The 13,721-nt window shown below is 68.1% G+C and carries 12 protein-coding genes; 2 read left to right on the top strand and 10 right to left on the bottom strand.

Translation table 11 applies throughout. The annotated features are described in order from the left end of the window. Positions 1-12: 12 nt before the first annotated feature. The 8 genes from rplW to ABXJ56_RS08610 all read right to left on the bottom strand — a co-directional run bounded on the left by rplW (position 13) and on the right by ABXJ56_RS08610 (position 8,372). Positions 13-333, bottom strand: a complete 321-nt coding sequence (rplW, locus tag ABXJ56_RS08645; RefSeq protein ID WP_053546374.1) for a 50S ribosomal protein L23 — start codon at positions 331-333, stop codon at positions 13-15. After that, positions 330-989, bottom strand: a complete 660-nt coding sequence (gene rplD / locus ABXJ56_RS08640) for a 50S ribosomal protein L4 (RefSeq protein WP_236967967.1) — start codon at positions 987-989, stop codon at positions 330-332. The genes rplW and rplD overlap by 4 nt, the downstream gene beginning before the upstream one ends. A 2-nt stretch (positions 990-991) precedes the next feature. After that, positions 992-1,651 (bottom strand): 50S ribosomal protein L3, encoded by a 660-nt coding sequence (rplC, locus tag ABXJ56_RS08635; RefSeq protein WP_053546376.1) that lies wholly within the window; start codon positions 1,649-1,651, stop codon positions 992-994. 10 nt (positions 1,652-1,661) lie between these two features. Continuing rightward, positions 1,662-1,970, bottom strand: coding sequence for a 30S ribosomal protein S10 (rpsJ, locus tag ABXJ56_RS08630; RefSeq protein WP_013584016.1), 309 nt, complete (start codon positions 1,968-1,970; stop codon positions 1,662-1,664). A gap of 452 nt (positions 1,971-2,422) precedes the next feature. Continuing rightward, the gene (locus ABXJ56_RS08625; protein WP_353999269.1) at positions 2,423-2,638 is read right to left on the bottom strand and encodes an Rv0909 family putative TA system antitoxin; all 216 of its coding nucleotides are present in this window, start codon (positions 2,636-2,638) and stop codon (positions 2,423-2,425) included. Between the two features lie 43 nt (positions 2,639-2,681). Further along, entirely contained in the window at positions 2,682-3,680 is a 999-nt protein-coding gene (locus ABXJ56_RS08620) for a class C sortase (protein WP_353999268.1), read from the bottom strand. A gap of 76 nt (positions 3,681-3,756) precedes the next feature. After that, on the bottom strand, positions 3,757-5,238 hold the full coding sequence (locus ABXJ56_RS08615; RefSeq protein ID WP_353999267.1) for a SpaH/EbpB family LPXTG-anchored major pilin: 1,482 nt from the start codon (positions 5,236-5,238) through the stop codon (positions 3,757-3,759). A gap of 128 nt (positions 5,239-5,366) precedes the next feature. Further along, positions 5,367-8,372, bottom strand: a complete 3,006-nt coding sequence (locus ABXJ56_RS08610; RefSeq protein WP_353999266.1) for a prealbumin-like fold domain-containing protein — start codon at positions 8,370-8,372, stop codon at positions 5,367-5,369. A 507-nt stretch (positions 8,373-8,879) separates the two neighbouring features. Here ABXJ56_RS08610 and ABXJ56_RS08605 point away from each other — a divergent pair. Continuing rightward, positions 8,880-9,971 (top strand): glycosyltransferase family 2 protein, encoded by a 1,092-nt coding sequence (locus ABXJ56_RS08605; RefSeq protein WP_353999265.1) that lies wholly within the window; start codon positions 8,880-8,882, stop codon positions 9,969-9,971. A 19-nt stretch (positions 9,972-9,990) separates the two neighbouring features. Continuing rightward, a complete protein-coding gene (locus ABXJ56_RS08600) occupies positions 9,991-10,143 on the top strand; it encodes a hypothetical protein (protein ID WP_156305084.1) in 153 nt (50 codons plus the stop codon). Positions 10,144-10,197: 54 nt separating this feature from the next. Here the strand turns inward: ABXJ56_RS08600 and tuf are convergent, their stop codons facing one another. Together tuf and fusA are read right to left on the bottom strand one after the other, a co-directional pair. Continuing rightward, positions 10,198-11,391, bottom strand: a complete 1,194-nt coding sequence (gene tuf / locus ABXJ56_RS08595; protein ID WP_353999264.1) for an elongation factor Tu — start codon at positions 11,389-11,391, stop codon at positions 10,198-10,200. A 156-nt stretch (positions 11,392-11,547) separates the two neighbouring features. Beyond that, positions 11,548-13,662 (bottom strand): elongation factor G, encoded by a 2,115-nt coding sequence (gene fusA / locus ABXJ56_RS08590; RefSeq protein ID WP_353999263.1) that lies wholly within the window; start codon positions 13,660-13,662, stop codon positions 11,548-11,550. Between the last annotated feature and the right edge of the window lie 59 nt (positions 13,663-13,721).

Genomic DNA, 13,721 nt, shown 5'->3' with positions numbered 1-13,721 from the left:
TGTTCCGCGGGGTCAGCCGACGGCCGTGAAGATGTCGATGGTGCCCGACTTCAGCGTCACGATGGCGCGCTTGGTGTCCTTGCGCTTGCCGGTGCCGAAGCGGGTGCGGCGTGCCTTGCCGACGCGGTTGATGGTGTTCACCGCGGCGACCTTCACACCGAAGATCTTCTCGATGGCGAGCTTGATCTCGGTCTTGGAGGCACGGGGGTCCACGAGGAAGGTGTACTTGCCCTCGTCGATGAGCGAGTAGCTCTTCTCGGACACCACCGGCTTCAGGATGATGTCGCGCGGGTCCTTGTTGCCCGCGGTCTGCAGAACGTTGTCGGCGCTCATGCGGAGACCTCCTCGGTCGCCGTCTTGGACGCGACGAAGGCGTCGTAGGCGGACTTGGTGAAGACGATGTCGTCGGAGACGAGCACGTCGTAGGCGTTGAGCTGGTCGAAGGTCAGCACGTGGACGTACGCGAGGTTGCGCACGCTCAGGACGCTCAGCTCGTCGGTGCGGTCGATGACCACCAGCACGTTCTTGACGGCGCCGAGGCCGGACAGCACCGCAGCGGCAGCCTTGGTCGAGGGCGCGCCCTCGATGCCGAAGGAGTCGACGATGTGCAGACGCTGGCCGCGTGCGCGGTCGCTGAGCGCACCCGCAAGGGCGGCGGCGATCATCTTCTTCGGGGTGCGCTGGCCGTAGTCGCGCGGCTTCGGGCCGTGGACGATGCCACCGCCGGTCATGTGCGGCGCGCGGATCGAGCCCTGACGGGCGTTACCCGTGCCCTTCTGCTTGAAGGGCTTGCGGCCGGCACCGGAGACCTCGCCACGACGCTTGGTCGAGTGGGTTCCCTGGCGGGCGGCGGCGCGCTGGGCGACGACGACCTGGTGGATGAGGGGGATGTTCGTCTTGACGTCGAACAGCGCGGCGGGCAGGTTCACGGAACCGGCCTTCTTGCCGTCGGTGGTGACGACGTCGAGCGCGAGCGTGGAGTCAGCCATGATCAGGCACCCTTCACTGCGTTGCGGACGTAGACGATGCGGCCGCGCGCACCGGGGACGGCGCCCTTGACGAGCAGCAGACCCTTCTCGGCGTCGACGGCGTGCACCGTGAGATTGAGGACGGTCACGCGCTCGCCACCCATACGGCCGGCCATGCGCATGCCCTTGAAGACGCGGCTCGGGGTCGACGAGGCGCCGATCGAACCGGGCTTGCGGTGGTTGCGGTGCGCACCGTGCGAAGCGGAGACGCCCTTGAAGTTGTGGCGCTTCATGACACCCGCGGTGCCCTTGCCCTTGCTGGTGCCGACGACGTCGACCAGCTGGCCGGCCTCGAAGACGCCCTCCGCGGTGAGCTCCTGACCGAGTGAGTAGTCAGCGGCATCCGCGGTACGGATCTCGGTGAGGTGGCGACGCGGGGTGACGCCGGCGGCCTCGAAGTGGGCCGTCAGGGGCTTGTTCACCTTGCGGGGGTCGATCTGCCCGTAGGCGATCTGCACGGCGTTGTAGCCGTCCTTCTCCGGGGTGCGCACCTGGGTGACCACGTTGGGGGCCACCTCGATGACGGTGACGGGAACGAGCTTGCCGTTCTCGTCCCAGACCTGGGTCATGCCGAGCTTGGTGCCGAGCAGGCCCTTGGAAACCTTTTCGTTGATGTGTGCCATGTCGATCGCCTCAGAGCTTGATCTCGATGTTGACATCGGCGGGCAGGTCGAGACGCATCAGCGAGTCGACGGCCTTGGGCGTCGGGTCGATGATGTCGATGAGGCGCTTGTGGGTGCGCATCTCGAAGTGCTCGCGGCTGTCCTTGTACTTGTGGGGCGACCGGATGACGCACACGACGTTCTTCTCGGTCGGCAGGGGCACGGGGCCCACCACGGTTGCGCCCGCACGGGTCACGGTGTCGACGATCTTGCGGGCCGACGAGTCGAGGCCGGCGTGATCGTACGACTTCAGGCGAATGCGGATCTTCTGTCCCGCCATTGTCTGCTCACTCTCTTTCCGCGTCATACCTCGAGGGCATTGGACGCACGATGGCGCTTTCGCGCCAGGGCACTTCTGCACCGCTTGCGCAGTGCGTTGCTGCACCGCTGTTCTGATGTCAATCCGGATGCCGCGCCGGAGCGCCGCATGTCCCGGCATCCGTCCCCGCCCGCGCACGACCGCAGAGCGTTCATGTGGGGGGTGTGGATGTGGTGGTTCTGCTGCCCGCGGCCTAGGACCTTGCGCGAGACCCGTGAAGAGTCGTGCGCCGCCTATGCACTGCCCTGGCAGTGATCCGGGACGCACCAGTGGGCACCCCGGAATGTGGAACCTCACTAGTCTACGTGCGGCCCGGGCGTGTCGCAAACTCGGGCGTGTCGCACCGGCGTGTCGTCCGTTCCGACGACGAAGGGCCCGGTATCCACCGGGCCCTTCGTGCTCGAAACGGACGGCTACTCGTTGCCGATGGCTTTGTCCGCGGCGTTCCGCGCGTTGTCGACGTGCTCGTGCACGCCCTCGGGGGCGACCTTCTTGACGAACTCGGCCGCGGCGTCGAGGACCGAGTCGGAGACCTCCTCGGCCTTGTCGGATCTCACCGCCTCCTGGATCTTGTCCTTGTTCTGCTCCAGGAACTGCTTGCCCTGATTGACCAGGTCGTCGATGGCCATGGCCCCTCCTTCGCTTCGGTGCGCGACCCCCGCGCAGCTGGGTTCATTGTCCCGGTGCGGACGCGCCGGGGGAAGAGGTTCCGCCGTCGAACTCGCCCGGTCGCCACGAGGCACGCCGCGCCGGCGCGGCGGCCGCGCGCGCGGGCACCGGACGACCGCTCCACCACACGTAGAGCGAGAGCAGCGCGGCGGCACCGGCGAGGCCGACGATCCAGGTCGGGAAGCCCGGGATGTCGGGGGTCGCGCCCGCGCGCGCCACGTCCTCGGGCGGGGTGGGGAGGAGCCGCTCGCCGGTGACGAGGATCCGATGACTGTTGATGCCCAGCGGGGTGCAGGTGACGAGGGTCACCAGGTCCTCCCCCGCGAACGGGTACAGCGTCTCGGTCTCGTCGGGTGCGACGACCTGCGTATCGCGCACGCGGTAGGTCAGCACCTCGCCGAAGACCTCGACGGTGAAGGTGTCGCCGACGACGACCCGGTCGAGGTTCGTGAACAGCTCCGCCGAGGCGAGCCCACGGTGGGCGGTGAGGACCGCGTGCGTCCCCGTCCCCCCGATCGGAAGTGCGGTCCCCTCGAGGTGGCCGACCCCGCGCTCGAGGACATCCTCGGTGGTGCCGTGGTAGATCGGCAGGTCGACGTCGATCGCGGGGATGCGCACGCGCGCCATGAGCCCGTCGTCGTCCGCGGCGAGCAGCCCCTCGTATCCCGCGCCGGCGTCGTCGGACTGCGGGATCCGCTCGTCGGGGTCGAGGAACGCTCCGCCGGTCAGGGCGGCGTTGTAGTCGGCCGCGCGGGCGAGCTCGGCCGCGAGCACGTCGGGCCCGGCGACTTCGACCTCGTGCGCGTACTCGTCGATGCGGAGGGACTGCTGGTACTGCGACATCCACGCCGCGGCCGCGGGGTACAGCAGCACCCCGACCCCGAGGAAGCACACCACCGCGATCACGAGCGGGACGACCGGAAGCCGCCACCGCGCGCGGCGGGCGCGACGGGTCGGCGGCGGATCGGCCGGAGCCTCGGGGCGGATGGCGGTGAGTGTCATCGGGGAGTCCTTCGTGGAGAACGTGGTACTCCGCGGCGGGGGCTCAGCGCCCCCGCCGCGGAGAGCGGGTCGTGCGTCAGGCGCGCACGCGGCGGCGGGCGATCACGACCGCCGCGCCGGCGGCGATGAGCACGAGGGCTGCGCCGGCGATGCCGAACATGACGGCTCCGTCACCACCGGTGAGGGGCAGGATGGGCGGGGGCACCTGGGTGTTCAGCACCTTGACGACCTCGGCCTTCTCGATCGAGCCGGGCTTCACCGTGACCTTGATCGGGGTCGTGTCGGCGGTGTAACCGACGGGGGCCTTCGTCTCCACGAGCCAGTAGTCCTTGCCCGCGCCCTTCACGCCGGCGAAGAGACCGTCGACGGTGAGGTTGCCGGATGCGTCGGAGACGAACGTGGTCTTGCCGTTGACCGACACCGGGCTGGTGCGGGCGATGGCGTCGGCCTCGCTGGTGAACACCTGGAACTCGGCATCCTTCAGTCCGGTCTTGACCTCGCCCGACTGTGCGTACTTGAAGACCTTCAGCGCACCCCAGTACGTGACGTCCTGGGAGATGACCTTCGCGTCGTTGACGTAGAGGGTGACCGTGTTCTCGATGGAGCCGTCGCCGATCTCCTTGACGGTGGTCTTCACGGTCGCGGTGACCGTGCCGCCCAGCGCCTTCTCCTGCAGCACCGCGAGCCCGGCCGGGGTGAAGACGACCTTGAGGTCTCCGGCGGCGCCAGTCGCGGGAGCGGTGACGGTGAAGGAGCCGTCGGGCAGGGTGACGGGCGCACCGGTGCGGTCGGTGACCGCGACGGAGGCGCCGGCGTAGCCGAGACGGGCGTCGAGGGTGTCGACGATCTCGAAGCGGTTGAGCGAGCGACCCGCGCCGACGTTCGGGATCTCCGCGGCGACGGTCCAGCTGATCTCGCTGCCGAGACCCGTGGCCTTGGCGTCGTCGACGGTCTTGGTCACACCGGTGAGCGAGTTCTTCGGGTACACGTTGACGTCGTAGAGCCAGGTGTTCTTCTGCGTCGCCAGCGGCACCGTCACCAGGAACGGCGGCGTGGAGATCGCGATCGGGTTCGCCCCCGCGTCGACCTCGGAGACGACGTAGACGCCGAGCGGCAGATCCGCGAATCCGACGATGCCGGCGGCGTCGGTCGGGCCCGAGGTCACGACGGTCGTCGGGTAGGTGGTCGACCCTCCGGTCACGACACCGTCGGCCGAGACCTTCAGCGTCGCCGCGGTGGTCCACCCGGCGTTGGTGGTGAGGTCGATGCCGTCCACCTTCGCGATGGAGAACGTCACGCCCTGCAGCGGGGTGAGGTTCTTCAGCTGCTCCTCGGTGAGCTTCGTCCCGTCGTTGGGCAGGCCGGTGGCCTGGTCGGGCTCGGCGTACTTGTGGATCGTCACCGACCCCTTGGCCTTGGGGTCGATGTTCGGGCCGTTCGGCGTCTCCGTGGCCGAGGCGGGCGACGCGAGGGCCACCGCTCCGATCATGGCGATCGTGACCGCGCCGACGGCGGCGACCACGCGGCGTCCCCAGCCGCCGTTGGTGTTGGTTGTCATTGTCTGTACTCCCCAGTTTTCTTCTTCAGACAGGTGATGGTGCGGGTGATTCGGGTTCGGGTGTGAAGTCGACGGCTGCACCGAGCCGTACGTGTGTGATCCGTCGCGAGCGGTGAGCGGATGCCGCGTCACACGCTCCGGCGGAGGGCGAATCGGCTTCGCAGGTTCCAGGCGGCCAGCGCCCCGGCCAGCAGGAGCACGGCGAGACCACCCAGGAGGAAGGCATCCGTACTCGCGCCTCCCGTGAGGGGCAGGACCACCGCGGGCACGCGGTCGTTGACGAACCGGTAGGTCGCGTGCGTCCCGGCCGGGACGGTCACCCGGTCGCTGTCGACCGCGACCCAGGTGCCGTCGTCGAGCTGACGCTCCAGCGCGAGTTGGCGGTAGGCGATGGCGCCGTCGCCGGCGGTCGGCGCCTCCGACAGCGTGTAGACGGTTCCGGGCTTGATCTCGAAGGTGTTCGCCGCGCCCGGCTGCGATGCTCCGACGGCGGTCTTGGCCGTGAGACCCGAGCCCGTGCCGGGATCGGCGGTGAGCGTCCAGTCACCGGGCGGAAGCGCCTGACCGACGACCTCCTTGAGGAGGGTCAGCTTCGCCGTGGTGTTCACGATCGTGCACTCGACGGTCTGCCCGAGCGGCACGGTCACCGTGGAGGAGGCCACGGGCACCGTGGCGGACCCCGCGAGGCACGTCCATGCGCCGGCGGCGACGTACTCCTTCGGGCCGCCTGCCTCTGCAAGCGTGTAGGCGACTCCCGCGGAGACGGCACCGGAGACGGGCTTGTCGGTGCGGTAGGTGCCCGAGGGCCCCGCGAGCGCGTTGCTGCCCGCCGGCTTCGTGGCCGACAGGGTCCACGCGTCGGTGGCGGCCGAGCCGTAGCCGACCGTCTTCACAAGGCTGAGGGTCTGCGTGCAGGTCACGACGTTCGTCATCGTGAAGGCGTTGGCTCCCTCGGCGAGGGTGGCCGTGTACGGCAGGGACGCGTTGACGTCCTTCCCGGCCGCGCGGGTGAGGGCCTTCGAGGTGAGCACGCAGCCCGGGAGAGCGGTCCGGTCGATCGTGACGTTCTCGTCGAGGGCGACGGTCGCGCCGGAGACGTATCCGGTCCGGGCGACGCCCCACTGCGCCGACTGACCGCCGATGGTCGGCGATGCCGACAGGCCCGCCGGGACAGCGGCCGCGCCGGGCTCGGCCGGCTCGCGGTAGGTGCCGATCACGACGCCCGACGAGTCCTTGACCTGCCAGACCTTGTCGACCGTGACCGTCGCCTCCTTCTTCTTCTCCGTGTTGGTGAAGACGCAGGAGAGCTTCTCGGATGCCGTGGACAGTCCGGTGATCGTGACGCTCTTGCCGTCGACGACCGTCTGGTCCTGGAGGGGGCCCGCCCCGATCGCGCACTGGACCTTCGTGAGCGTCCAGCCGGTCTGCAGGGTCTCGGTGAGCGTGACGGAGGCGGACTGCCCCGTCGGCTGGGTGAAGCGCAGCGTCCAGTCGGCGGTGCCGTTGACCCCCGCGGTCGTGGTCTGGGTCGCCGTGCCCTGAAGGGTGCCGTCACCGGCGGTCTTCGCGGCGGTGAAGGCCCACCCGCCTGCCGTGGTGGTGGTCTTGCCGCCGGCGTCGATCGTGGTCTTGCTGACCTCGATCGGCAGCTGGCAGGTGGCCGCCTGCACGATCTGGGCGAGCTGCTTCTTCACGTCGTCCCAGCTGGCGGTCTGGAAGTAGTCCGACCCGAGGGATTCCCCCGACACCGCGCGCAGGTTGGCTCCCGCGCCGGTGATGCCGTTGCCGACGCCCACGGCGACCACACGCGTGCCGGCGCTCTTCAACGCGTTCGCCGCGTACAGCGGCGCCTCGAGGGAGCGCAGGGTCACGTCGAAGGAGCTGACGGACGAGCCGTTCAGGATGTAGTTCGGCGCGCCGTCGGTGATGAACAGGACCTGGTCGTAGTCGTGGGTGCCGTTGACGTTCTGGATCGTCGACAGCGCGGCATCCCAGTTCGTGGCGTTCTGCGATCCGCCGGGACGGCTGGTCGGGATGAGGGAGGCGTAGTTCGAGGGCAGGAGGGCGGGTCCGGTCGAGCCGTAGTGCCAGCCGTTGCCGTTGGTGCTGGCGTTCGTGCCGAAGCCGAGGATCGAGACCTCCGCGTTCGCGTTGCGGAGGAGCTCCAGCACCCCGCCGCTGCTGACCAGCGCGTTGCGGAACTGCGTCCACTGCGCATCGGTGATCGACGCCGACTGGTCCAGCACCAGCGAGATGCGCAGACGCTCGGGCTCGCACTTGGCCGCGACGACCGGGTTCTTCCACGAGTTCGCGACGGCGCCGAAGGAGGCGCCCTGAGCCGTGGTGATGGAGTTGCCCAGCTCGCTCGAGGAGATCTGCGTCCCCCCGTTGGTGGTGGTAGACGTCATCGGGACGGTGATCGACGCGTCCGCGGCGACGGCGGTCGTGAGGCCGACGAGGTACTGACGGGCGGTCGGGCCCTGGTAGCTGCCGAGGAGGAGCTGCGGGTTGATGTAGGTCTTCGCGGCGTCCGAACCGGCGACGGGCGTATCCTCCACGACCCAGAAGCGCTTGCCCTTGTTGGTGCCGCCCGCGTCGGGGATGGTGATGGTGCACGCGCCACCGGCGACGATGGTGCAGGTGTAGTCGGTGGAGGACTGCGGGCCGGCCGCATAGGTCGTGTAGGTCCACAGGCGGAAGCGTGCGCCCACCGTGCCCGCGTAGTCGGTCCCGATGGTCTCGGCGACGGTGCCGGCGAGCGTGGTCGGGTTGGCGAGGGCCCGCTTTCGGACCACGACGCTCATGGACGAGGTCGTCACGGTCATGGGGGCGACCGTCTGCGTGGTCACGCTGGTGGACCGCACCGCACGCGTCGGCGCGGTCGGCGTCGGCTCCGGCGTTGCGACCGGCGTCTCGGTCGCGGCGGGCGACGTGCCCTCCGCGGGCGTCGGGTCGGGCGTCGTGGTCGCGGCATCCGTCGGCGCCGAGGGCTCCGTCGGCGTCGCCGTCGGCGTCGGCGTCGGCGTGGCGTCCGCCGCGATCGCCGGCGCGGCGCCGACGACGACGAGCGCCGCGATCACCGCACCGGCGACCGAGGTGAGCGCAGTGCGCGTCCTCGAGCGCCGACGCTCCATCGAACGTCGGTTTTCGGCGCGCGTCGCACCATTGCTGATCTGCATGAGCCCCCCAGTGGCACAGGCATACAGAACGGCCCCATCCTGCGCCCCTCGGGTGTGGGACGCAGGTCCGTTCAGGGATCACCCTGCGGCCCCATCCCGCGTCGCCTTCGGGTGGCGTCGCGGGTCCGCATCGCGGTGATCCATCGGGAACGCTACCGGACGATCGGACGTCGTATCCAAAGGTCCCCTGCCCATTTCGCCTAAGGGTTTCTCAGTTTTGGACCGCACCTGAGAGCGATCACACTCACGGTCGGCTCGGGGAACGCGCAAGTGACACACCGTCACCTCAAACCTGCCGAACGTTTTGCTCAAGCCGGGGCCGGAGTCGCTTCGCGGGGCGTACTTTTCTCTCACCGGAACGCTGGGGAGCGGGAAGGTGACGGCCGGGTGACCCGAAAGCCCGGCGACATGGGGCGTGCCGCGCGACCGACGGGCGTGCGGCACGGAGTACTGGGGACCGTCATGACATGTGTTGCACCGACGCGAGCGTCCGCTTCCGTCCGTCCGAGCAGAATCACCGCGCTGCTTCCTGCGCACAACGAGGCCGGGACGATCCGTGGGGCGATCACCGCGCTCCGGTCTCAGACGCGTCCACCCGACGCCATCATCGTCGTCGCCGACAACTGCACCGACGAGACCGAGCAGATCGCCCGTGATGAAGACGTGGACGTCTATGCGACCCGGGGCAACACCGACAAGAAGGCGGGCGCACTGAACCAGGTCCTGGCGATCCTGCTCGCAGAGCTGGATGACGACGACGTCGTGCTCGTCCAGGACGCCGATTCGATCCTGGACCGCGTCTTCATCGACGAGGCGATGGAGCGGCTGGCGGACCCGAGCTACGGCGCGGTCGGTGGCGTGTTCCGCGGAGACGACCGTCGCGGCTTCGTGGCGCACCTTCAGCGGAACGAGTACGCACGATACGCGCGCGATGTGGCGCGGCTGAAGGGGCGGTGCCTGGTCGTGACGGGCACTGCCGCTCTCTTCCGCGTCGCGACGCTCCGACGGATCAGCGCAGCGCGACGCAACGGCCGACTGCCCGCCGGTGACGGCCGCGGCGGCGTATACGACACGACCGTCCTGACCGAAGACAACGAGATCAGCTTCGCGATCATGCACCTCGGCTATCACATCATCTCACCCAGCACGTGCACCCTCGTGACCGAGACGATGCCGACATGGAGGGCGCTCTGGGATCAGCGGCTCCGGTGGAAGCGAGGAGCCGTGGAGAACTGCGTGCAGTACGGCCTCACACGCGTCACCTGGCGCTACTGGGGTCGACAGCTGCTCGGAATGCTCGGGGTGCTGGTGACTCTGCTGTACGTGGCGACGATCGTCGTCGCGCTCGCTTCCGCATCATTCGTCATCCATCCGGTGTGGTTCGCACTCACGGGCGTCTTCGTGATCGAACGGGTCGTGACCGTCCGATACCGCGGGTGGAAGCACATGCTCGCCGCGGCGACGATGTACGAGCTCGTGCTCGACGGATTCCTTCAGCTCGTCCAGGGCAAGGCGTACCTGGACGCCGTGACTCGGCGCCGCCGGCGCTGGTGAGAGAAAGGATGGGGAGCACATGTACAACCCGAATGCTGCATTGGCCGCCACCGGGGGCGGCGCGCTTGTCGCCGGAGCGAACGGCGTCTGGTGGCTTCTGGCCGCCTTCGCCCTGATGGCCGCGGGCACCGCGGTCATGCGCATCGTTCCACGCAAGACCGACCGCCCGTGAGGATGACGAAGGCCCCCGGGGAGATCCCCGGGGGCCTTCGTGCGGAACGGATCCTTACTTGAGGATCTTCGTGACCGTGCCGGCGCCGACGGTGCGGCCACCCTCACGGATGGCGAAGCCGAGGCCGTCCTCCATGGCGATGGGCTGGATCAGCTCGACCGTCATGTCGGTGGTGTCGCCGGGCATGACCATCTCGGTGCCCTCGGGCAGCGAGATGACGCCGGTGACGTCGGTGGTGCGGAAGTAGAACTGCGGGCGGTAGTTCGTGAAGAACGGGTTGTGACGGCCGCCCTCCTCCTTGGACAGGATGTACGCCGTGCCCTCGAAGTTGGTGTGCGGGGTGACCGAACCGGGCTTCACGACGACCTGGCCGCGCTCGACGTCGTCGCGCTTGAGACCGCGCAGCAGCAGACCGCAGTTCTCGCCGGCCCACGCCTCGTCGAGCTGCTTGTGGAACATCTCGATACCGGTGACCGTGGTCTTCTGCGTCGGGCGGATGCCGACGATCTCGACCTCGGAGTTGATGGCGAGGGTTCCACGCTCGGCGCGGCCCGTGACGACGGTGCCACGACCGGTGATCGTGAAGACGTCCTCGATGGGCATGAGGAACGGCTTGTCCTTGTCACGCACCGGGTCCGGGATGGACTCGTCGGCGGCGTCCATCAGGTCAAGGATCGACTGGACCCACTGCTCGTCGCCCTCGAGGGCCTTCAGGCCCGAGACGCGGATGACCGGAGCGTCGTCGCCGGGGAAGCCCTGGCTGGACAGCAGCTCGCGGACCTCGAGCTCGACGAGCTCCAGGATCTCCTCGTCGTCGACCATGTCGGCCTTGTTCAGGGCGACCATCAGGTAGGGCACGCCGACCTGCTTGGCGAGCAGAACGTGCTCGCGGGTCTGCGCCATCGGGCCGTCGGTGGCGGCGACCACGAGGATCGCGCCGTCCATCTGAGCGGCACCGGTGATCATGTTCTTGATGTAGTCGGCGTGACCGGGGGCGTCGACGTGTGCGTAGTGACGCTTGGGGGTCTCGTACTCGACGTGCGAGATGTTGATCGTGATGCCGCGCTGGCGCTCCTCGGGAGCCGAGTCGATCGACGCGAAGTCACGCTGCACGTTGGTGGCCGACGGGAACTTGTCGGCGAGCACCTTCGAGATCGCTGCGGTGAGCGTGGTCTTGCCGTGGTCGACGTGACCGATCGTTCCGATGTTCACGTGCGGCTTGGTCCGCTCGAACTTGGCCTTAGCCACTGGGTCCTCCTAGGACAGTCGTGTAGATCCTCCGGGCACTGGATTGCGACCGGTCTTCTACGGGATTGGTTTCCACCCTAGTGGGTGGGGGTGATGCTGATTCTGTGAAGTTGTGAGGCCCGGATGCCGGGGCTTGCGTCCCGGCATCCGGAAGTGTTACTCGCCCTTGTTCTTCTGGACGATCTCGTCGGCGACGTTGCGCGGCACCTCGGCGTAGGAGTCGAACTCCATCGAGTACACCGCACGGCCTGAGGTCTTCGACCGCAGGTCGCCGATGTAGCCGAACATCTCCGACAGGGGGACGTTGGCCCGGACGACCTTCACGCCGGCGGCATCCTCCATCGACTGGATCTGACCGCGACGGCTGTTCAGGTCGCCGATGACGTCACCCATGTACTCCTCGGGAGTACGCACCTCGACGGCCATGATCGGCTCGAGGATGACGGGGTTCGCGCGACGGATGGCCTCCTTGAAGCCCATGGAGCCGGCGATCTTGAACGCCATCTCGGACGAGTCGACGTCGTGCGAGGCACCGTCGAGCAGGATCGCCTTCACGCCCACCATGGGGTAGCCGGCGAGCACGCCGACGTTCATGGCGTCCTGGAAGCCCTGGTCGGTGGGGCCGATGTACTCGCGCGGGATGCGCCCACCGGTGACCTTGTTCTCGAACTCGTAGATCTTGTCCGCCGTGACCTCGAGGGGCTCGATGGTGAACTGGATCTTCGCGAACTGGCCGGAACCACCGGTCTGCTTCTTGTGCGTGTAGTCGTGCTTCTCGACGCTCTTGCGGATCGTCTCGCGGTAGGCCACCTGGGGCTTTCCGACGTTCGCCTCGACCTTGAACTCGCGCTTCATGCGGTCGACCAGGATGTCGAGGTGGAGCTCGCCCATGCCCTTGATGACGGTCTGACCGGTCTCGGCGTTCTGCTCGACGCGGAACGTCGGGTCCTCTTCGGCGAGCTTCTGGATCGCGAGACCCAGCTTCTCCTGGTCGGCCTTGGTCTTGGGCTCGATGGCGACCTCGATGACCGGCTCCGGGAACGTCATCGACTCGAGGACGACCTGGTTCTGCGCGTCGGAGAGGGTGTCACCGGTGGTGGTGTCCTTCAGTCCGATGACGGCGTAGATGTGACCGGCGGTGACCGAGTCGACCGGCATCTCCTTGTTGGCGTGCATCTGGAAGATCTTCCCGATGCGCTCCTTCTTGCCCTTGGTCGCGTTGACGACCTGGGCGCCGGAGTCGAGGTGTCCCGAGTAGACGCGGATGTAGGTCAGGCGGCCGAAGAACGGGTGCGTGACGATCTTGAACGCGAGCGCCGCGAAGGGCTCGTCGCGGTCGGCGTGACGCTCGATGACGATCTCTTCGTCCTTCGGGTCCTTCGCCTCGATCGCCGGGACGTCCAGCGGGGAGGGGAGGTAGTCCACGACCGCGTCGAGCATCGGCTGCACACCGCGGTTCTTGAACGCCGAGCCGCACAGCACGGGGTAGACCTCGCTGGCGATCGTCATCTTGCGGATGGCGCCCTTGATCTCCTCGTGGGTGAGCTCTTCGCCGCCGAAGTACTTCTCGAGCAGGGCGTCGTCGGACTCGGCGACGGTCTCGAGGAGCTTCTCGCGGTACTCGTTCGCCTTGTCGACGAGGTCGGCCGGGATCTCCTGGATCTCGTACTTCGCGCCCATGGTGACATCACCCTTGGCGTCTCCGGGCCAGACGAGCGCACGCATGTAGACCAGGTCGATGACGCCGACGAAGTCGTTCTCGGCGCCGATCGGGATCTGCAGCACGAGGGGCTTGGCCTTCAGGCGGTTCACGATCGTGTCGACCGTGAAGTAGAAGTCGGCGCCCAGCTTGTCCATCTTGTTGACGAAGCAGATGCGCGGGACGTCGTACTTGTCGGCCTGACGCCACACGGTCTCGGACTGGGGCTCGACGCCCTCCTTGCCGTCGAAGACCGCGACGGCACCGTCGAGCACGCGGAGCGAGCGCTCGACCTCGACGGTGAAGTCGACGTGACCGGGGGTGTCGATGATGTTGATCTGGTTCTTTTCCCAGAAGCAGGTGACGGCGGCGGAGGTGATCGTGATGCCACGCTCCTGCTCCTGCTCCATCCAGTCGGTGGTGGCGGCGCCGTCGTGGGTCTCGCCGATCTTGTGGTTGACGCCCGTGTAGAACAGGATGCGCTCGGTCGTCGTCGTCTTTCCGGCATCGATGTGCGCCATGATGCCGATGTTGCGGACCTTGTTGAGGTCGGTGAGCACTTCTTGTGCCACGGGGTGTCTTCCTTACCTTGGTGTCGGACTGTGCCGGCCGGAGGGTTCGCCTCCGGCCG

It is taken from the genome of Microbacterium aurantiacum (assembly GCF_040532595.1).
Classification (GTDB): Bacteria; Actinomycetota; Actinomycetes; order Actinomycetales; family Microbacteriaceae; genus Microbacterium; species Microbacterium chocolatum_B.
Note: the sequence above shows the minus strand (reverse complement) of the source record. Positions and strands in the feature narration are given on the sequence as shown.